We start from the raw sequence: 19,340 nt of genomic DNA on the forward strand, positions 1-19,340 counted from the left end.
TTGATGGAAGACGTTAAAAAATGGTTTACACCTTATCCAGAAGCCTATACTCACGACATTCACATCGAAGACATTTCACTATTTGATATGCTGAAAGAAACAGCCGAACGTTATCCTGCTCATACGGCAACACGCATGTATCAGCATACGCTAACGTACCAGGAGCTGTATCATTCAGTTCGCGTATTTGCAGGAGCACTACAGAAAAAAGGGATTAAAAAAGGAGATCGTGTAGCAATTATGCTGCCAAACTGTCCGCAATATATAATAAGCTATTTCGGCATTGCAGCAGCGGGCGGCATTGTTACTCAGGTCAATCCTATGCTTGTCGAACAAGAGCTAGAGCATATTTTAAACGATTCCGGGGCAAAAAAAATAATTCTGCTCGATGATTTTTATACGAGACTTCAAGAGATAAGAAACCGCGTTGATATAGAAGAAGCGATAACTGTAAGCTTGCAAAAACCTTTTGTTCCTGCATCACCAGACCTTTCCTTCCTAGATTTTTTAACCATAAAACATGAATTTAATCAGCCGGTCATCCACCCAGCACACGATATTGCTGTTCTTCAGTATACGGGAGGAACGACCGGACCATCTAAAGGTGCGATGCTTACACATACAAACATTTACACAAACGCAGTTCAATCATACGAAATATTTAAGCATGATATTGAATTAGGAAAAGAAAAATGCTTAACCGTTATTCCATTATTTCATGTATTTGGTATGACTTCCTGTATGCATTTATCGATTCTTTGCGGAAATGAAATATTGCTATTGCCGCGTTTTGATTTGAAAGAAGTATTAAATACAATAAAAAAAGAGCAGCCTAGTATTTTTCCTGGTGTGCCAACTATGTATGTCGCGATTACCAATCATCCTCAGGCAGAAGAATACAACATTGAAAGTATTCGCATCTGCAACAGCGGCAGTGCACCGATGCCTGTTGAGCTGATGAAAGAGTTCGAACGAAAAACGGGTGCTAAAGTGTTAGAAGGGTACGGCTTATCAGAAGCGTCCCCCGTGACGCATTGCAACCTGCCGTTTTGTGAGAGAAAGCCGGGTACTGTCGGACTTGGCGTTCCACAAACTGCTTATAAAATTGTAGACGTGGCTACCGGAACAAAAGAACTGCCAAGAGGAGAGCTTGGAGAAATAGTAATTAAAGGGCCTCAAGTTATGAAGGGCTATTGGAATCAACCTGAAGAGACGGCTCACGCGCTTAGAAACGGCTGGCTGTACACGGGAGATATTGGACAGATAGATGAAGACGGGTATTTATCCATTGTTGATCGCAAAAAAGATATGATTATTGCGAGTGGTTTTAATGTGTACCCTCGAGATATTGAAGAAGTTTTATACGAACACAGCCACATTAAAGAAGCCGTTGTAATTGGTGTGCCGCATCCTTACAGAGGAGAAACCATTAAAGCGATTTTGGTAGTGAAAGAAGGGAAATCTCTTTCCGAAGAAGAGCTTACTTCTTATTGTCGACAGCACCTTGCAGCTTATAAAATTCCGCGAATCTTTGAGTTTCGCGCTGAGCTTCCTAAGACTAATGTAGGGAAAATTTTACGACGGGCACTACGAGAAGAAGTGGTGAAAGAAACGATGTAAATAAGCTGAACATAAACAAACTTTTTCAAAAGCTCCCTCTAAGCCATGGTATAATTTGTGAAAATGAGAAAAGACAGAGAGGGTTTGACGATGAAAGATTTGATGATGGAACGAAGCATTCAGCTTTTTGCTCAAAAAGGTTTCAAAGAAACGTCGATTCAAGATATTGTAAATGAATTAAACGTCACAAAAGGAACGTTTTATTATTATTTTAAAAGCAAACAAGAGCTTTTAATGGATATTCACCTTCAATATATTGAAAGATTAATAGAAAACCAAGAGGCGATTCTTGCAGATAAGACAACATCTTATCCAGAAAAGCTGCACAGTATTATTTTTAAACTTGTTCATGATATTGAGAAAGAAGGTCTTCGAGCTAAAGTGTTTTTTCGAGAGATGCGTCATTTGAGTGAAGAACACTTAGAACAAATCATTCCAAAGCGCGATCGTTTTAAAGAAAATGTACAAGAGATCATTGAAAAGGGAATAGAAGCAGGGCAGTTCCGTTCAGATTTGCCTTCAGATATCGTGACGCTAGGCATATTAGGAATGACAAATTGGAGCTATTTTTGGTTTCAGCCGGATGGAGAAAAATCAGATCGAGAAGTTGCGGCTATTTTTTATAAGATGCTGATGAAAGGTATTGAGTCATAGTAGCTGCTAGGCTAGACAGTGCTCGTAAAAGGCGGGAAAGTATAAGCTCTTTCTCTCCTTTTATATTAAAAGGAGGCTATAACATGAATAGTAAAGATATACACCGTATTGCTGTTATTGGAGCAGGACAAATGGGACATCAAATCGGTATGCTTTGTGCACTCGGAGGATATGAAACAATTATTCAAGATATGAATGAACAATCACTCATTAATGCAAAAGACAAGCTGGAAGCAATTATAGGCAAGTGGGTTCAGAAAGGAAAAATCTCTTTTGAGGCTAAAGAAGCCGCATTTCGAAGATTGTCTTTTACAAACACATTAAAGGAAGCGGTTTCAAGTGCTGATTTTGTAATTGAAGCTGTGGTAGAAAAGTTAGATGTAAAACAAAGTGTCTTTAAAGAAATAGATGAGTACGCACCAAGTCATACCATTTTAGCATCGAATAGTTCAACAATTGTTAACTCGCTTATTGCAAGTGCAACAAACCGTCCAGAGCAAATCGTTAACATGCATTTCTTTTTCCCTCCCCTTGTAATGGACTGCGTAGAAGTTGTGATGAGTGAAAAGACAAGTAAAAAAACAGCTCAGACGACAATGAACGTTTGCAAGCAAATTAATCGCACAGCAGTCCTTCTGAAAAAAGAAATCTCAGGTTTTATTGCTAATCGAATTTTAGGAGCGTTGCAAAAAGAAGCCGTTTTCCTTTATGAAAATGGATACGCAGATTTTGAAGACATTGATACGATTTGTAAAAAAGCGCTCAATCACCCGATCGGTCCTTTTGAATTGATGGATCTCTCGGGAATTGACGTCGGATATTTTGTGATGCAGCAGCGCTATAGCGAAACGGGGGATCCAGAGGACAAGCCAGCTGCGTGTATTGAAGAAAAAGTTCAAAAAGGCGAGCTTGGACGTAAAACAGGAAAAGGTTTTTACACATACCACACACAAGGAGTGAAGTAATGATGAAAAAATTTGTACGTGTTGAAAAAGAGGAGAAAACGGCAATTGTAACCATTGATAACCCGCCTTTAAATGTAATGAGCCAGACTGTTGTGCAGCAGCTTGAAGAAACGTATGAAGAGCTTAGTAAAGATCCTGATGTCATTACAATCATTTTAACAGGAGCGGGCGACCGGGCGTTTATGGCCGGAGCTGATATTAAAGAGTTTCCTCAGTTAATGGGGAAAAGCGGCATTAAAGAAGAGTTTATGAAAACCCATCGTGTTTTGCAAAAACTTGAAAACATTCAAAAACCAACAATTGTCGTGTTAAACGGTTTAACGTTTGGAGGAGGATGCGAACTTTCACTAACCGCTGATATACGCATTGCTGAAGAACATGCTCAAATAGGTCTTCCGGAAGTGAAGCTCGGATTGTTTCCTGGAGGCGGCGGAACTCAGCGTCTTCCGCGCGTAATCGGCGTTTCTAAAGCTAAAGAGTGGATGTTTGGCGGCAGTCCTGTTTCTGCAGAAGAAGCGCTTCATGCCGGCTTTGCCAATCATATAACGCCTAAAGGAAAAGGGCTCGAAAAAGCAAAAGAGCTGGCTAAGAAATTTAACCGTCACTCTCTTCCGTCACTTTCTCGAATTAAGACAGCGGTAAACGAAGGAATGAATCGTACATTATCTGAAGGTCTTGAACTTGAGGCAGAGCTGTTTGAAGAAGTCTTTCAAACAGAAGATATTAAAGAAGGAGTATCAGCATTTATTGAAAAGCGTCCCGCTGTTTTTTCACATAAGTAAAGGAGGAGAAAATCATGTATGAAACACAGGTCAAAGTGCGCTTTTGCGAAACAGACGCACTCGGTCACATTAACAATACGAGCTATTTCATTTATTTAGAAGAGGCCCGTATTGCTTTTTTTGAAGAAATGGGAGCATCCATGCATACAAAAAAGTGGGAGTATATTTTAGCGTCTACTAAATGTGATTTTGTTGCGCAAGGTTATTTTAATCAAGTGCTAATGATTAAAACCTTTGTATCTAATGTCGGCAATAAAAGCTTTACAATGGGTCATGAAATTACCGACAGCAAGACGGGATCGCTGATTGCTAAAGGAGAAGCTGTCATCGTGTACTTTGATTTTGATGCACAAAAAAGCGTGTCTATTCCAGCGGACATTAAGCAGTTTTTGATGAATTATAAAGTAGCTGTTTAACTATAAAAAAGCAGGTGGTAAAAGAATGTCACAAATCATTCCTGTACGAAAAGGAGAGGAATTAAACACGGAAAAACTGCATCAGTTTCTCCGTGTTTCGATTCCTGATTTACCTAAAGAGCCTCTTTTAATCAAGCAATTTGGATCAGGTGCGTCCAATTTAACCTATGCTCTTTCAGTCGGAGAGTGGGAGGCGGTGTTGAGACGCCCCCCCTTTGGGCCAGTTGCGCCAAAAGCGCATGACATGCAAAGAGAATACAAGATTTTATCTGTTTTATCGAAGTCTTTCCCTCTCGCTCCTAGACCGTATGTGTTTTGTGAAGATGAGACGGTGGTCGGGAAATCCTTTTTTTTAATGGAGAGAAAGCATGGTGTTCTCATCGACACAGCGTTTCCAGAAGACGTGAAAGGAACTGACGAACTTTGCCGTTGTATTTCAGAACAAATGGTGGATGTCCTTGCTCAACTTCATGATGTTCCTTATAAAGGCACGCTTCTTGAAAAAATCAGCAAGCCCGAAGGATTTTTAGAACGTCAGGTACACGGCTGGATTCATCGTTATGAAAAATCAAAAACAAGTGACATACCGGAAATAGAAGCCCTAAAAAAATGGTTGACCACACACATCCCGACTACACAGCATTCGACCATTATTCACTATGATTACAAGCTTAACAATACGTTATTTTCACCGGATGGAAATAAAATTGTAGGATTATTTGACTGGGAAATGACAACCGTTGGAGACCCGCTTGCTGATTTGGGAGTGGCGCTGAGCTACTGGATGGAAGACAGCGATCCTGAACTTTTGAAAAGAGGACTCGGAAATCCACCTGTTACTGTGCAAAAAAGCTTTTATTCCCGTCGAGATTTTGTAGAAGCATACGCTAAAAAAAGCGGACGGGATGTTTCACACATTGACTTTTACCTAAAATTTGCGTACTTCAAGCTTGCTGTCATTTGTCAGCAAATTTATTACCGTTATAAAAAAGGCCAAACAAATGATAAACGGTTTTCACAATTTGGAGATTATGTAAAAACACTAATTATTCATGCTCTGCACACAGAACGAGGACATATATGAAAGGGAAAATTCACGTAATACTCAAAAAAGAAGAGCTTCTTTCCAAAAAGCTAGAAGGAAAAACGGTTGTTATATTTGACGTCTTATTGGCTACGTCAACAATTGCGGCTGCTTTACAGCAAGGAGCAATAGAAGTTATTCCAGTAAAAAACGAAGAAGAAGCGCGTGAAAAAGCAAAAACGTACAAGCCTGATGATATTGCGCTTGTAGGCGAATATAGAGGGAAAACAATTGAAGGTTTTTTTGATCCGAATCCCAGCACGTTAAAGGAGCATGTTCAAAATAAAACGGTTATTTTGTCCACGACTAACGGAACCGTAGCCATTCATAACGCTGAAAAAGCAAACCATGTATATACAGCTTCGCTTTTAAACGGAGAAGCGGTTGCCAGTGCTGTTTGTCAGCAAGGTCAAGAGGAAACTGTTTTATTGGTTTGTTCAGGTTCAGCCGATCGCTTCTGTCTAGAAGATTTGTATGGAGCGGGGTATTTTATAAGCTGTCTGCTGCAACTAAAAACATTTCATTTGACGGATGCTGCAAAAGCCGCACTGCTTTTGTATGAGGCTTATGAGCATTCACCTGTTGAAATATTGAAGCGCTCAGCTATAGGAGAAATGCTCACTCAGTATGGCTTTCTAAACGAAATTGGCTTTGTAAGCCGGAAAAACGTCTATTCCGTAGCTCCTAAGGTAGTGAAAAAAAAGCTAGTAAACGGGGAGGAAACGATATGTCTGAAATGAAAACAAAAGCAAAAGGCGGCTCATTTTTACTAAAAAAAACATCTACGCATCACATTTATACACCCGAAGACTTAACGGATGAGCACCGTATGATTGCTCAGACAGCAAAGCAGTTTATTGAAAAAGAAGTAGACCCTTACCATAATGACATTGAGCAGCAGGATTTTAATAAAGTAGTAGAATTGATGCATAAAGCAGGCGAGCTTGGACTTCTTGCTCACAGTATTCCAGAAGCATATGGAGGACTAGGTCTTGATAAAGTAAGCAAAGGACTCGTCGGTGAAATCATTGGCCGGACAAGCGGATATGGAGTCGCTCATTCTAATCATACATGCATTGCGACACTTCCTATTACGTATTTTGGCACCAAGGAGCAAAAAGAAAAATACTTGCCTAAATTGGCAAGCGGCGAATATATTGGGGCCTACTGTTTGACAGAGCCAGAAGCAGGTTCTGATGCTCTTGCAGCCCAAACAAAAGCCGTATTAAATCCTGAAAAAACGCATTATGTATTAAATGGAACGAAGCAGTACATTACCAATGCTGCCTTTTCAGATACGTTCATCACGTATGCAAAAGTAGACGGTGAACATTTTACCGCTTTTATTGTAGAAAAAGGTTTTGAAGGACTGTCTCTCGGGCCAGAAGAAAAGAAAATGGGAATCAAAGGGTCGTCTACTCGTCCAGTTATTTATGAAAATTGTTTAGTACCCGTAGAAAACGTACTTGGACAAGTAGGAAAGGGTCACTTGATTGCGTTGAACGTCTTAAACCTCGGACGTTTTAACTTAGGTTCTGCATGTATGGGCGCAGCGAAATATGCGTTTGAACTTGCTTTAGCTTATACAAAAGAACGCAAGCAGTTTAAAACAGCTATTGCGGAATTTAATGCTTCAAAAGAAAAAATAGCAAAAATGGCGGCTCGTATTTTTGCATCTGAATCTATTCAGTACCGTACATCCGGTTTACTAGAAGAGGCGCTTGGTGGCTTATATGAAAGTGAAAATCATAAGTTAGTAGCTAAACAGCTGGCTGAATTTGCAATGGAATGTTCAGTTTGTAAAGTGTACGGATCGGAAACTCTTGATTTAATTGCCGATGAATCGCTGCAGCTTCATGGCGGTGCGGGGTTTATTCAAGAATATAAAATAGAACAAGTATATCGTGACTCACGCATCAATCGTATTTTTGAAGGCACAAATGAAATCAATCGCCTTTTGCTTCCAACTCAGCTTCTAAAAAAAGCAGACAAAGGAGAAATAGAGCTGAGCAAACAAGTAGAACATGCTGTTAGTGAATTGATGAGCGGTCAGTGGGAAATATCTTCAAATGAACTTCTAGCAAGAGAAAAGCAGGCGGTTATTACCACAAGACATTTATTTCTTGCTTTGTTAGGAACAGCATTCCAAACGTTTAACGCCAATCTAGCACAAGAACAAGAAATGCTGATGAAGCTCGCAGAAATTGCTATTGGACTATTCGCTATGGAGTCATCTGTGCTGCGCGCGGAAAAAGCTGTGAACAAAAATGGAGAAGAAAAAGAAAAGTTAAAAAGTAAGCTGTCAGCAACGGTTGTTAGTGAAACGCTCTTTGAAATTGAAAAGCAGGCTCGACAATTAATAAACGGGATGTTAACGGGTGAAAAACACCGACAGTACCGCACAATTCTTGGAAAATGGATGAATGATTTGCAAAGTGAAGGAGAGTTCACGCGCAATCGAGGCATTGCCCGTGAATTTATCGACAGCGGGCGATATGTTGTATAAGGAGGGATATTATGCGTTTTGAAGGGCAAATAGCTGTTATTACAGGAGCTGGAAGCGGCATTGGAGAAGCGACCGCTCAGAGAATGGCGAAAGAAGGAGCTCACGTCATTCTTGTCGGGCGAACGAAAGAAAAGCTAGTACAGGCTGCATCGGCTATTGACACACGTTGTGAACGAAAGTGCACGGATATTTTCCCCGCTGATGTAACGAAAGAAGAAGACGTCAAAGAGCTGGCTGAGTTTATAAAAGAAAAGTACGGACAAATTCATTTATTAATTAATAACGCAGGCGGATCAGTTAATTCAACAATCAAAGAAACAACGCTTGAACAGTGGAAACACGTGCAGGACGTCAATTTAACAAGCGTATTTCTTGTCACAAAACATTTGATTCCTTTTTTAACTGAAGAAATAGGAGGAAATCGATCTATTGTTAACATCGCTTCTCTTTCAGGACATAAAGCCGGGGCACAAATCCCTCACTACAGCGCTGCTAAAGCTGCTTTAATTAACTTTACAAAAGCAATGGCGTTTGAGTTAGCTCCCCGTGGAGTCAGAGTAAACTCTGTGTCTCCTGGATTCGTAGAAACACCTTTAACGCAGCCTGGACTTGAAAATGAGCGCTTCACTAAGGCAATCGAAAAAAATACGGCTTTAAAACGTGTAGGTAAACCAGATGAAATTGCAAACGTTATTGCTTTTGCAGCGTCTAAAGAGGCATCTTATATGACAGGAAGTGATTTATTAGTAGACGGTGGGTGGCTTATCGTTTAATGCAAAGTAAAGAGGAGGGAATCTGGATTATGAGTGATTTAGTAGTAGAAAAGCACGGGACTATTTTATCTTTAACGTTAAATCGGCCGGATCGTTTAAATGCATTCAGTGAGGAAATGATTGAAAAGTTAACAGCTGAAATAAAACAGGCGCAAAGCGATGAGTCTATTAAAGTGGTTATATTAAATGGAGCAGGGCGCTCGTTTTCTGCCGGAGGCGATGTAAAAACGATGGGCCAAGCATCCGGATCTGATGTTTATGAACATATCGGTCGTTTAAATGAATGTATTTTAGCGATGCAAAATCTAGAGAAGCCAATTATTTCAGCAGTTCATGGATTTGCAGCAGGAGCGGCTTTTAATTTAGCTCTCGCTTCTGACTTTATCATTGCGTCAGAAGAAAGTCGGTTCGTATTAAGCTTTTCTCAAGTTGGATTGATTTCAGACGGAGGAGGCCTTTACTTTCTTACAAAGGTCGTTGGTCCCCATAGAGCGAAGGAACTATTATTTTTAGGAGAGCCTATGGATGCCGATACGGCTTACAAAGCTGGTTTTTTAAACCGTGTAGTACCGTTAAATCAGCTGAAAGATGAGGTCACATCCTTTGCAAGTCGCTTATCACAAGGACCAACCAAAGCGTATGGGAAAATGAAAAAAATTGTCAACGATTCCTTTCATTTAACATTAGAACAAGTTCTTGAACAAGAAAGGCTAACGCAAGTTCTTATGGTAGAAACAAGAGATCATCAAGAAGGAATATCTGCGTTTAAAGAAAAAAGAAAGCCACTATTTCAAGGGAAATAAGAGGGGGATATAAGATGAAAGCCATTCAATTTACGCAGTACGGAGGACCTGATGTTCTTCAAGTTATCGATATTGCACGCCCTGTACCAAAAAAGAAAGATGTGCTCATTAAAGTTGCGGCAATCGGCGTTAATTACGCCGACGCTGCACGGCGTGAAGGAGCATACGTAGTCGAAACACCGCTGCCTTTTATCCCAGGCTCTGAAGTTGCGGGCGAAGTGGTTGAAGTAGGCGAGGATGTAAAAGGGATAAAAGTAGGTACAAAAGTCGTGACGCTGCTGGGATCTAATCGAGCAACAGGATACGCTGAGTACACGCTGGCTGACTCAAGAGGTCTTATTCCTTTGCCGGAGAATGTGGATTTAACACAAGCGGTTGCTTTGCCTCTTCAAGGACTCACGGCTTATCATATTTTAAAAACAATGGGTCGCCTTGAAAAAGGAGAAACCGTCATCGTTCATGCGGCAGCAGGCGGCGTTGGAACCTTAGCTGTTCAGCTTGCCAAAATTTTTGGAGCTGGAAAAGTTATTGCTACAGCGAGCTCCAAAGAAAAGCTTGAGCTTGCAAAAAATCTTGGAGCTGACGAAGCGATTAACTATACAGAAACAGGCTGGGAAAAACAAATTTTAGAAGTAACGGAAGGAAAAGGGGCCGATATTATTTTAGAAATGGTAGGAGGGCATATATTCTATGAATCTCTTCAATGTCTTGCACCATTTGGGCGCCTCGTTTTTTACGGAATGGCTAGCGGAAAACCTGTAAAATTTAACCCTGCCCGCCTGATGGAAAAAAATCAATCGGTTCTAGGCTTTTTCTTACCTCAAATGATGGCAAAACCAACACTTTATCAGCAAAGCCTGCATGAGCTATTAAACTACGTAAATGCCGGTCAGTTAAAATTAATGCTGGGCGGCACATTTTCACTTGATGAAGCGGCAGATGTACATCGTCTGCTTCAAGGGAGAAAAACGACCGGAAAATTAGTATTAGTTCCTTAACAAAACAGCTTCCGTCTCTAATAGGGACGGGAGCTGTTTTGGTTTAAAAAATTGGCTTTCACCTGCCAAGTTTTTAAAAACTGCTTAATAATTTGGCATAAAAATCAATGTTTTTTACTAATTTCTTCTATATTTTAACACTGGCATGGAAGTTGCATAATAAGTGTTTGAACATATAAAGGAGGAATTGAATATGGTGAGAAATGGAACGGACCGCGTGAAGCGGGGAATGGCAGAGATGCAAAAAGGCGGCGTTATCATGGACGTGATCAATGCAGAACAGGCAAAAATTGCAGAGGCAGCAGGCGCTGTTGCTGTTATGGCGTTAGAGCGTGTTCCAGCTGATATTCGTGCAGCAGGCGGCGTGTCTCGTATGGCAGACCCAACAATTGTTGAAGAAGTGATGAACGCTGTATCCATTCCAGTTATGGCGAAAGCTCGTATTGGCCATATTGTTGAAGCACGCGTGCTAGAAGCAATGGGTGTAGACTATATTGACGAAAGTGAAGTACTCACTCCAGCTGATGAGGAATATCACCTTAACAAAAGTACATTTACGGTTCCATTTGTATGCGGATGCCGTGATTTAGGGGAAGCAGCAAGACGAATTGGTGAAGGTGCTTCGATGCTTCGTACAAAAGGCGAACCAGGAACAGGAAACATTGTCGAAGCAGTGCGTCATATGCGCCAAGTAAACGCTCAAGTACGTAAAGTTGTAGGCATGGATGAAGACGAGTTAATGACAGAAGCAAAACTATTAGGTGCGCCTTATGAGCTATTACTGCAAATTAAACGTGAAGGCCGTTTACCGGTTGTAAACTTTGCAGCAGGCGGCGTAGCAACACCCGCGGATGCAGCGTTAATGATGCAGCTTGGAGCAGACGGTGTGTTCGTTGGATCAGGAATCTTCAAATCAGACAACCCTGAAAAATTTGCGCGAGCAATCGTGGAAGCAACAACGCATTATCAAGACTATGAACTGATTGCAAGCTTATCAAAAGGATTAGGAAGTGCAATGAAAGGAATTGAAATTTCATCATTATTACCAGAAAATCGTATGCAAGAACGCGGCTGGTAATGAGTAATAACTTTTAAACTTAGTTAGGAGAATGATCATGGGGAAATATACGATAGTCGATAAAGAAACGTGTATTGCGTGTGGTGCATGTGGAGCTGCGGCACCTGACATTTATGATTATGATGATGAAGGAATTGCGTTCGTTATACTTGATGATAATCAAGGCACGGCTGAAGTGCCCCAAGAGCTGGAAGACGATTTAATAGATGCGTTTGAAGGCTGTCCAACAGAGTCCATCCGTATAGCGGATGAAAAATTTGATGGAGACTCGAATAAATTTCAATAAAGCGGAATAAATAAAAAAATAGAAAGTTTTTTTAAAAGAAAAGAAGGATTTTGTCTAGAAAAGGCGAAATATTAGTTATGTAAGAATATATCTTTTTAAAAATGAAAGCACTTACATAACTAAAAGCATATGAGTTAATCTCATTTGACCTTTCAGAATTATTAGTGTAAAAGTGCGGAGTAATTAAATAGTTTTTAAAAGGAGATTAAGGGGCATGCAAATACTGAATACAGTCATTGTGACAGGATATGCAAAAGCTCCACAGGGAACTTCCATGTATGAAATGTATAAGCATGCGGGAATTGTACTAGAAGTGGATCTGACAGAGCATAAAATTGTAAATGCTGAGTTTACGTTTATTACGGAGCTGACGCAAAATTTTTTCCGGAAGCTGCTTATTGGTTACTGCCTTGCAGATGGAATTGAACCTCTTATTGAACGTATTCAAAATTATTATTTTGCTCCATCTCAACAGGCGATTATCGTAGCGCTTCAGGCTGCAATCCAACGTTACTGGGATAATGTGAATCAAAAAATTACATAGCGTTTGGTTAGAATAAAGTGAGAAGACAACCTCTTTTCATGGTCTTATTAAAACCAAGCAGACACACACACTTTACAAAGAGTGGGGACATCCCTGTTTCTTTGGGGAGTCATTGTGTCCTGCTTGGTTTTTTTCGCGTAAAGCGCTGTGAAATATAAAAAGAAAAGGAGGAAACAAAATGAACAAAATCATCACGCGCGAAGAAGCAATAGAAAAAATAACAGATGGCGCACGCATTATGGTAGGTGGATTTGGTCTCGTTGGAAGCCCGCTTAGTCTGATTGAAGCGATTGCCAAATCAAACCTTAAAGACTTAGAGATTATTAGTAATAACCTCGGTGAACCTGGAAAAGGATTAGGTGTATTGGTTCAAAGAAAACAAGTCAAAAAAGCCATAGGTTCTTATTTTACTTCCAACCCTGAAGTTGTACATGCTTATCAACAACAAGAACTCCAAGTGGAGCTCATCCCGCAAGGAACAATGTCCGAGGCTATTAGGGCTGGAGGAGCAGGCATCGGAGGATTTTATACGCCTGTGAGCGTAGGGACTCAGCTTGCGGAAGGAAAAGAAGAACGAGTATTAAAAGGAAAGAAATATGTTTTGCAAGAATCGCTGCACGCAGATGTAGCTCTAATAAAAGCTAAAAAAGCAGATCGACTCGGAAATCTTATTTACAGCAAATCAGCGAGAAACTTTAATCCAATGATGGCAACGGCAGCTGATATCGTGATTGCTGAAGTAGAAGAAGTGGTGGAAGTTGGGCAGATTTCTCCTGAAGAAATTGTAACTCCTCATTTATACGTTACTTATATCGTAGTGAAAGGAGAACAATAAGATGAACGTCAAACAATATATTGCTGCGCGTGCTGCAAAAGAGCTTTGTCACGGAGATGTAGTGAACTTAGGAATCGGCATTCCTACTTTAGTTGCTAATTATATTTCACCCGATGTTCACGTGTTTTTACATTCAGAAAACGGGATTCTTGGCGTTGGCCCTACTCCTGAAGAAGATTATATAGATCCAGAACTTGTGAATGCTGGAAAGCTGCCCGTCACGGTTTTGGAAGGTGCCTCATTTTTTAACAGCGCTGATTCCTTTGCCATGATACGGGGAGGCCATGTGAATGTATCGATTCTTGGAGTGCTTCAAGTGGATGAAGCAGGCCGAATTGCAAACTGGGCTGTTCCTGGGAAAAGTGTTCTTGGCGTAGGAGGAGCAATGGATTTATTAGAAGGTTCAAAAAAAGTTATTGTTACGACTCTTCATACGAACAGCCAAGGAGAGTCAAAGCTAGTTGGGGAGTTAACTTATCCGCTTACTTCAGAGCGACGAGTCGATATGATTATTACGGAATTAGCTGTCTTTTCGGTAACAGACCTTGGTCTTGAACTTCTTGAAACAGCTCCGGGTGTTTCTTTAGAGACAGTGCAACAAAAAACCCAGGCTTCTTTTCGCGTCTCTAAATTATTTAATAAAAACAATGAGGTGACAGCATAATGGCAGTGATTGTAAATGCATTTCGAACGCCTATTGGAAAGTTTGGCGGTTCGCTTGCAGATACGCTTCCAGAAGAACTAGTCTCTCTTGTGATGAAAAACAATTTGTCTTCAGCGGGATATACTTCAGAGATTGTTGATGAAATCATTGTCGGACAAACGAAACAAAGCGCTCATGCTCCTAATATAGCGAGAGTAGCCGGGCTGAAAGCTCAATTCTCTGAACGTATTCCAGCTTATACCGTGCACCGCCAGTGCGGTTCAGGCATGCAGGCTGTAATGAATGGAGCTATGTCCATTTTATCAGGTCAAGCCGAAGTGGTATTAGCCGGAGGAGTGGAAAGCATGTCTCAAGCACCGCACTATACGGTAGGCACTCGTTTTGGTTTTCACGTTGGTGATTTAACACTCTATGACTCTAATACAGAAAGTCAGCCAAAATCACAGCCTGAAACGTTATACGGAACGTTTACGATGGGACAGACGGCCGAGTGGCTCGCTGAAAAATATAGTATTAGCCGCACGGAACAAGATGAGTTTGCTTTTTATAGTCAGGAAAAAGCTAGGCGGGCTATAGAACTTGATTTGTTTGAAGAAGAAATTATCCCGGTACCTGTAAAAGAAGGGAAAAAAGGTATGAGGCATTTTGCAACAGACGAATTTCCTCGTCTTACTAGCAAAGAAAAGCTTGGTGCGCTTAAGCCTGTTTTTCAAAAGAATGGAACGGTGACAGCTGGCAATTCATCCGGCAGAAACGATGGCGCTTCAATGATGCTGTTGATGTCGGAAGAAAAAGCTGAGCAGCTTGGATTAACGCCTATGGCAAAGGTTGTGTCGTTTGCCGCAGCGGGCGTCTCTCCAAAGGAAATGGGAATTGGCCCCGTTTCTGCTTCGCAAATTGCTTTAAATAAAGCCGGTTTAAGCTTAGGTGATATGGACTTGATTGAATTAAACGAAGCATTTGCCGCTCAAAGTATTGCTTGCTTAAGAGAATGGGACATCACATCAGAAAAAGTGAATGTAAACGGAGGAGCGATTGCGCTTGGACATCCTTTAGGGTGCTCCGGGGCAAGAATTATAACAACTCTGTGTCATGAGCTTCACAAGCAAAAAAGACGATACGGCCTGGCTACTATTTGCGTTGCAGGAGGATTAGGAATGGCGATGGTGGTGGAAAGATGGACGAAATAAAAAGAGATTATGTTTTTCATAGAGATTTAACAAAAAAGTATCCAATGATTACGCATGGTGAAGGAAGCTACTTAATAGATGAACAAGGAAAAAAGTATTTAGACGGCTGCTCCGGCGCCGTGGCGGCAAACTTAGGGCACGGCATTGCGCAAATAGCCGAGGCGATGGCTGAGCAGGCAAAAAAAGCGGCGTTTGTTCATACATTGCGTTTTGAAACGGATGTTTTGCATAAACTTGCAGGGGTCATTGGTAAAATGGCGCCGCTTCATTTAAACAAAGTCTATTTTACATCAGGAGGATCAGAAGCAAATGAAAGTGCATTAAAATTAGCAAGGCAATATCACAGAGATGCCGGAAAGACGCAAAAACACATCGTAATCGGAAGGTGGCAGTCTTATCACGGAAATACGATAGGCGCACTATCAGCTGGAGGAGACGTAAAAAGACGATATCCGTATACACCTAATCTTTTACATTTTGCGCACGTTTATTCGCCGTATTGTCATCGCTGTCCGTATAATCGCAATCAAGAAGACTGCGTGGCAAATCAAAACTGGAGCTGTGTCACCGATATTGAACGAACCATTTTAGAGCTCGGTCCAGAAAATATTTCAGCTTTTATCGCAGAGCCCATTGTAGGAAGTCAGCAAGGAGCTGTCGTACCTCCACTTGACTATTTCAAAAAAGTACGTGAGCTCTGCAGCCGCTATGACATTCTTTTAATTATTGATGAAGTTATGACAGGCTTTGGGAGAACAGGAACTGATTTTGCAGTGGAACAATTCGGAATCGAGCCGGATATTCTAACTTTTGGTAAAGGAGTTTCAGCAGGATACGCTCCTTTAGGAGGAATGATTGTCCATGACAGTCTGATTCAAGGGCTGTTAGAAAATAGCAGCGGGAAATTTCTTCATGGCTATACGTACAGTGGACATCCTGTTTCAATAGCGGCAGGCCTTGCTGCTTTGGATATGTATGAAGAAATGAATATCCTTCAAAACGTTGAAACTCAAGGCGCGTATTTAATGGAATGTTTAGTAGCGCTCCAGCGCAAGCATCCTTATATTTCAGATATTCGCGGCCGCGGACTTTTAATTGGATTAGAACTAATGAAAGACGCCAATCAACAGATATTTTTCGAGCCACGTGAAGCAGCCAGCGAAAAGCTCAATGAAATTTGTATGGAGCTTGGAGGCGTCTTTTATCCAGGATCCGGATCTATAGATGGACATAAAGGAGAACATATCATTATCAGTCCTCCTTTAAATATAACGAAATCAGAAGTTGATGAAATAGTGAGATTGCTAGATCATGCGTTTTCTATTTTTTATCAGCACATAAGAAAGGATGAGTCATATGAAAGTGCAAAATAAAACGGAAGAGCTTCAAATCAAAGGAAAAAAACATTTATCACCGGTGATGACAAGAGTAACAGAGCTTGTTATTGAAAAAGCGCACGGTGCAAAATTTTGGACAGCTGATGGCAAGGAATATATTGATTTTGTATCAGGAGTAGCTGTCAATGCAGTGGGTCATACGCATGAAAAGATGGTAGAAGCGATAAAAAAACAAGCAGATCAGCTGCTTCACCTAGGCTTAAACTACGGTTATTACGAAACAGCAGTGAATTTGGCAGAAAAACTTGCGCAAATTACGCCTGGAAACTTAGATACGGTTTTCTTTTCAAACTCAGGCGCAGAAGCCATTGATGGAGCACTTAAGTTAGCAAAAGCGGCCACTGGCAGACCAGCGATTATTGCTTTCGAAGGTTCTTTTCATGGCCGTACATTAGGAGCTACAGCTATTACAGCTTCAAGCTCTAAGTACCGAAGCTACTACGAGCCGATTTTAGGAGAAGTGTATCACGCGCCTTATCCGTATCCAAGTCAGCTTCCTAATGTTGACGAGGAAGAAGCAGAAGCATATTGCTTAAATCAACTGCAAAAGCTGTTTGAACTGCGAGTCGATCCTTCACGCGTAGCGGCGATTGTAATTGAGCCAGTCATGGGCGAAGGAGGCTATTACCCTGCTCCTTCTAGCTTTTTACGCGCACTGAGAGACATAGCGAATGATTATGGCATTCTGCTTATCTTTGATGAAGTGCAAACGGGATTTGGACGCACTGGAAAAATGTTTGCCGCAGAACATGCTGGAGTCACACCAGATATTTTAGTTTTAGCAAAAGCTCTTTCCGGTGGTATGCCACTAGGAGCGATTGTAGCAAGCCGAGAACTGCATGAGAAATGGCCAACAGCTGGACATGGTTCTACTTTTGGAGGAAATCCAGTATCGTGCGCAGCTGCTTTAGCTAATATTTCAATCATTGAAGAAGAAAAGCTTGTAGAGCGCAGTGAAAAAGTAGGCGCCGATATTGTGAAACGTCTTCAGCATTCTATCGGACATTTACCGGCTATTAAAGAGGTTAGAGGAATTGGTATGATGATCGGCATTGAATTTCATGTTGAAACAGCAGCTGCTTATGTCCCTGTTATTAAATCAAAAGCGCTGGAAAGAAGACTGCTTATCATGAACTGTGGAGTCAAAGGGCAAACTATTCGCTTAATGCTGCCCCTAAATATTGATAAAGACGTGCTGAATCAAGGGCTGTCTTTATTAGAAGAAGTCATCACAGAAGCAGTTTCAATTAACTAGCTTTTTAAATGAAAAGGAGGGTAACAATATGAGTGAAACTAAAACCGAACTGCTGCAAGGAAATTTATATATTAACGGCGAGTGGGTAAGTGAAGAGGAGCAAACCTATTTTGAAAGTATAAACCCTGCAACACAAGAGCTCGTCGGAACGTGTGCAGCCGCTACGGCTAGTCAAGTCGATGCTGCGGTAAACGCGGCTAGTACAGCCTACAGCTACTGGAAAAATACATCTATTCCTGAACGTGCAGCATTTTTAACAAAAGCAGCTTCGCTTTTTGAAGACAGAAAAGAAGAGCTAGCTCAAGTGATGACAAAAGAGATGGGAAAACCGCTGACAGAATCAATAGGCGAAGTTGGTGTCGTCATTGCAACAGCTCAGTATATGGCGGGAGAAGGAAGACGTTTGTTTGGCGAAATAGTGCCTGCTGGCTTTCCTGACCGAGATATAAAAATGGTTCGCGAACCGCTTGGAGTTGTAGCATGTATTACACCTTGGAACTTTCCTGTTTCTCTCGCTTCTTATAAAGTGTTTGCCGCTTTAATCGCTGGCAATACCGTTGTCTGGAAGCCGGCTTCAGAAGTGGCGCTCTCAGCGAAGATTTTTATGGAAGTATTGCACGCTGCGGGGCTTCCAAAAGGAACAATTAATTTGCTTACGGGATCGGGCAGAATCGTTGGACAAAAGCTTGCTACGCACTCTGAAGTGAAAATCATCTCATTTACAGGTTCTACGGAAGTTGGTCAGCAGTTAGCAGAAATGAGCAGCAAAACCTTAAAACGAATTTCTTTAGAGCTAGGAGGAAAAAACGCGGTTATCGTATTAAAGGATGCCGATCTGGATAAAGCAGCAGAAGGAATTGTTAAATCAGCATTTACGACAACGGGGCAGCGCTGTACCGCAGCTAGCAGAGTCATCGTGGATCGTTCAGTAAAAGAAGAGCTGTTGAAAAAAGTAATAGCTCTTACAGAAGAAATGAAGATTGGAAATGGTCTTGATGAAGGGGTTGTGATAGGACCGCTTGTTAATGAACAGCAGTGTCGTTTAGTAGAAGATTACGTACAAAAAGCGTTAGAAGAAGGCGGGAATATTGCGCTTGGAGGTCGTGCTTTATCAGAATTAGGGGCTTGTTATTACATGCCTACAATCATCGATAACGTCCATTCGAATCACACAATTGCTCAAGAAGAGATTTTTGGCCCCGTGCTTGCTTTTATTGAAGTAAATGGCTATGAAGAAGCAATGAGCGTCAATAATGGAACGATGTACGGACTTTCCACTTCTATTTATACAAGAAGCTTACATTATGCCAGCCGAGCGGCGAAAGACGCTGTTAGCGGATTAGTCTATATCAATAACGGAACATCGAATGCTGAAATGGGAGTAGCATTCGGAGGAATGAAAATGTCTGGCAACGGCCACAGAGAAGTTTCTCATCATGCATTTGATGTAATGACAGAATGGAAGTCTGTCTACACCAACTATTAATCTC

20 protein-coding genes are annotated in these 19,340 nt (G+C 41.2%); all 20 read left to right on the forward strand.

All coding sequences use genetic code 11. The features are described from left to right. Window positions 1-3 precede the first annotated feature (3 nt). The 20 genes from OK414_RS12025 to OK414_RS12120 all read left to right on the forward strand — a co-directional run bounded on the left by OK414_RS12025 (window position 4) and on the right by OK414_RS12120 (window position 19,336). Complete coding sequence (locus OK414_RS12025) at window positions 4-1,620, forward strand: long-chain-fatty-acid--CoA ligase (protein WP_013083160.1); 1,617 nt, start codon at window positions 4-6, stop codon at window positions 1,618-1,620. 90 nt (window positions 1,621-1,710) lie between these two features. Next, window positions 1,711-2,274, forward strand: coding sequence for a TetR/AcrR family transcriptional regulator (locus OK414_RS12030; RefSeq protein WP_034652079.1), 564 nt, complete (start codon window positions 1,711-1,713; stop codon window positions 2,272-2,274). Window positions 2,275-2,357: 83 nt separating this feature from the next. Beyond that, window positions 2,358-3,239, forward strand: a complete 882-nt coding sequence (locus tag OK414_RS12035) for a 3-hydroxyacyl-CoA dehydrogenase family protein (protein WP_263045636.1) — start codon at window positions 2,358-2,360, stop codon at window positions 3,237-3,239. Further along, window positions 3,239-4,021: an enoyl-CoA hydratase gene (locus tag OK414_RS12040; protein WP_095379720.1), complete on the forward strand. Its 783-nt coding sequence runs from the start codon at window positions 3,239-3,241 to the stop codon at window positions 4,019-4,021. The genes OK414_RS12035 and OK414_RS12040 overlap by 1 nt, the downstream gene beginning before the upstream one ends. A gap of 14 nt (window positions 4,022-4,035) precedes the next feature. Then, window positions 4,036-4,437 carry an acyl-CoA thioesterase gene (locus tag OK414_RS12045; protein ID WP_016764118.1) on the forward strand — a complete coding sequence of 134 codons (402 nt, stop codon included), beginning with the start codon at window positions 4,036-4,038 and terminating at the stop codon, window positions 4,435-4,437. A gap of 25 nt (window positions 4,438-4,462) precedes the next feature. Then, window positions 4,463-5,521, forward strand: coding sequence for a phosphotransferase family protein (locus tag OK414_RS12050; protein WP_263045637.1), 1,059 nt, complete (start codon window positions 4,463-4,465; stop codon window positions 5,519-5,521). Then, window positions 5,518-6,261: a 2-phosphosulfolactate phosphatase gene (locus OK414_RS12055; RefSeq protein ID WP_047932301.1), complete on the forward strand. Its 744-nt coding sequence runs from the start codon at window positions 5,518-5,520 to the stop codon at window positions 6,259-6,261. Before OK414_RS12050 ends, OK414_RS12055 begins: the two co-directional genes overlap by 4 nt. After that, on the forward strand, window positions 6,249-8,027 hold the full coding sequence (locus OK414_RS12060; protein ID WP_263045638.1) for an acyl-CoA dehydrogenase family protein: 1,779 nt from the start codon (window positions 6,249-6,251) through the stop codon (window positions 8,025-8,027). Before OK414_RS12055 ends, OK414_RS12060 begins: the two co-directional genes overlap by 13 nt. 11 nt (window positions 8,028-8,038) lie before the next feature. Beyond that, the gene (locus tag OK414_RS12065; protein ID WP_034652064.1) at window positions 8,039-8,800 is read left to right on the forward strand and encodes an SDR family NAD(P)-dependent oxidoreductase; all 762 of its coding nucleotides are present in this window, start codon (window positions 8,039-8,041) and stop codon (window positions 8,798-8,800) included. Window positions 8,801-8,829: 29 nt separating this feature from the next. Next, a complete protein-coding gene (locus OK414_RS12070) occupies window positions 8,830-9,603 on the forward strand; it encodes an enoyl-CoA hydratase/isomerase family protein (protein ID WP_251531029.1) in 774 nt (257 codons plus the stop codon). Window positions 9,604-9,617: 14 nt separating this feature from the next. Beyond that, window positions 9,618-10,601: a quinone oxidoreductase family protein gene (locus OK414_RS12075; RefSeq protein ID WP_013083170.1), complete on the forward strand. Its 984-nt coding sequence runs from the start codon at window positions 9,618-9,620 to the stop codon at window positions 10,599-10,601. Between the two features lie 193 nt (window positions 10,602-10,794). Then, complete coding sequence (gene pdxS, locus OK414_RS12080; protein ID WP_014460089.1) at window positions 10,795-11,679, forward strand: pyridoxal 5'-phosphate synthase lyase subunit PdxS; 885 nt, start codon at window positions 10,795-10,797, stop codon at window positions 11,677-11,679. 37 nt (window positions 11,680-11,716) lie between these two features. After that, the gene (locus OK414_RS12085) at window positions 11,717-11,965 is read left to right on the forward strand and encodes a ferredoxin (RefSeq protein WP_013083172.1); all 249 of its coding nucleotides are present in this window, start codon (window positions 11,717-11,719) and stop codon (window positions 11,963-11,965) included. A 214-nt stretch (window positions 11,966-12,179) separates the two neighbouring features. Next, window positions 12,180-12,509 (forward strand): DUF3870 domain-containing protein, encoded by a 330-nt coding sequence (locus OK414_RS12090; protein ID WP_013057066.1) that lies wholly within the window; start codon window positions 12,180-12,182, stop codon window positions 12,507-12,509. Window positions 12,510-12,687: 178 nt separating this feature from the next. Next, entirely contained in the window at window positions 12,688-13,344 is a 657-nt protein-coding gene (locus OK414_RS12095; protein ID WP_013083173.1) for a CoA transferase subunit A, read from the forward strand. 1 nt (window position 13,345) lies between these two features. Then, complete coding sequence (locus tag OK414_RS12100; protein ID WP_013083174.1) at window positions 13,346-14,008, forward strand: 3-oxoacid CoA-transferase subunit B; 663 nt, start codon at window positions 13,346-13,348, stop codon at window positions 14,006-14,008. Next, window positions 14,008-15,198 carry a thiolase family protein gene (locus tag OK414_RS12105; RefSeq protein WP_034652056.1) on the forward strand — a complete coding sequence of 397 codons (1,191 nt, stop codon included), beginning with the start codon at window positions 14,008-14,010 and terminating at the stop codon, window positions 15,196-15,198. Before OK414_RS12100 ends, OK414_RS12105 begins: the two co-directional genes overlap by 1 nt. Further along, the gene (locus OK414_RS12110; RefSeq protein ID WP_034652053.1) at window positions 15,186-16,571 is read left to right on the forward strand and encodes an aspartate aminotransferase family protein; all 1,386 of its coding nucleotides are present in this window, start codon (window positions 15,186-15,188) and stop codon (window positions 16,569-16,571) included. Before OK414_RS12105 ends, OK414_RS12110 begins: the two co-directional genes overlap by 13 nt. After that, window positions 16,555-17,850: an aminotransferase class III-fold pyridoxal phosphate-dependent enzyme gene (locus tag OK414_RS12115; protein ID WP_013083177.1), complete on the forward strand. Its 1,296-nt coding sequence runs from the start codon at window positions 16,555-16,557 to the stop codon at window positions 17,848-17,850. The genes OK414_RS12110 and OK414_RS12115 overlap by 17 nt, the downstream gene beginning before the upstream one ends. 28 nt (window positions 17,851-17,878) lie before the next feature. Then, window positions 17,879-19,336, forward strand: coding sequence for an aldehyde dehydrogenase family protein (locus OK414_RS12120; protein WP_095379724.1), 1,458 nt, complete (start codon window positions 17,879-17,881; stop codon window positions 19,334-19,336). Window positions 19,337-19,340: the final 4 nt, after the last annotated feature.

It is taken from the genome of Priestia sp. JV24 (assembly GCF_025910025.1).
Classification (GTDB): Bacteria; Bacillota; Bacilli; order Bacillales; family Bacillaceae_H; genus Priestia; species Priestia megaterium.

Bases quoted from the DNA above. Each gene is read 5' to 3' on its own strand.
- OK414_RS12090 (WP_013057066.1), top strand. From the start codon at position 12,180: ATGCAAATACTGAATACAGTCATTGTGACAGGATATGCAAAAGCTCCA.
- OK414_RS12055 (WP_047932301.1), top strand. From the start codon at position 5,518: ATGAAAGGGAAAATTCACGTAATACTCAAAAAAGAAGAGCTTCTTTCC.
- OK414_RS12120 (WP_095379724.1), top strand. From the start codon at position 17,879: ATGAGTGAAACTAAAACCGAACTGCTGCAAGGAAATTTATATATTAAC.
- OK414_RS12105 (WP_034652056.1), top strand. From the start codon at position 14,008: ATGGCAGTGATTGTAAATGCATTTCGAACGCCTATTGGAAAGTTTGGC.
- OK414_RS12115 (WP_013083177.1), top strand. From the start codon at position 16,555: ATGAAAGTGCAAAATAAAACGGAAGAGCTTCAAATCAAAGGAAAAAAA.
- pdxS (WP_014460089.1), top strand. From the start codon at position 10,795: ATGGTGAGAAATGGAACGGACCGCGTGAAGCGGGGAATGGCAGAGATG.
- OK414_RS12070 (WP_251531029.1), top strand. From the start codon at position 8,830: ATGAGTGATTTAGTAGTAGAAAAGCACGGGACTATTTTATCTTTAACG.
- OK414_RS12045 (WP_016764118.1), top strand. From the start codon at position 4,036: ATGTATGAAACACAGGTCAAAGTGCGCTTTTGCGAAACAGACGCACTC.
- OK414_RS12075 (WP_013083170.1), top strand. From the start codon at position 9,618: ATGAAAGCCATTCAATTTACGCAGTACGGAGGACCTGATGTTCTTCAA.
- OK414_RS12060 (WP_263045638.1), top strand. From the start codon at position 6,249: ATGTCTGAAATGAAAACAAAAGCAAAAGGCGGCTCATTTTTACTAAAA.
- OK414_RS12025 (WP_013083160.1), top strand. From the start codon at position 4: ATGGAAGACGTTAAAAAATGGTTTACACCTTATCCAGAAGCCTATACT.
- OK414_RS12035 (WP_263045636.1), top strand. From the start codon at position 2,358: ATGAATAGTAAAGATATACACCGTATTGCTGTTATTGGAGCAGGACAA.
- OK414_RS12100 (WP_013083174.1), top strand. From the start codon at position 13,346: ATGAACGTCAAACAATATATTGCTGCGCGTGCTGCAAAAGAGCTTTGT.
- OK414_RS12110 (WP_034652053.1), top strand. From the start codon at position 15,186: ATGGACGAAATAAAAAGAGATTATGTTTTTCATAGAGATTTAACAAAA.
- OK414_RS12030 (WP_034652079.1), top strand. From the start codon at position 1,711: ATGAAAGATTTGATGATGGAACGAAGCATTCAGCTTTTTGCTCAAAAA.
- OK414_RS12085 (WP_013083172.1), top strand. From the start codon at position 11,717: ATGGGGAAATATACGATAGTCGATAAAGAAACGTGTATTGCGTGTGGT.
- OK414_RS12065 (WP_034652064.1), top strand. From the start codon at position 8,039: ATGCGTTTTGAAGGGCAAATAGCTGTTATTACAGGAGCTGGAAGCGGC.
- OK414_RS12050 (WP_263045637.1), top strand. From the start codon at position 4,463: ATGTCACAAATCATTCCTGTACGAAAAGGAGAGGAATTAAACACGGAA.
- OK414_RS12095 (WP_013083173.1), top strand. From the start codon at position 12,688: ATGAACAAAATCATCACGCGCGAAGAAGCAATAGAAAAAATAACAGAT.
- OK414_RS12040 (WP_095379720.1), top strand. From the start codon at position 3,239: ATGATGAAAAAATTTGTACGTGTTGAAAAAGAGGAGAAAACGGCAATT.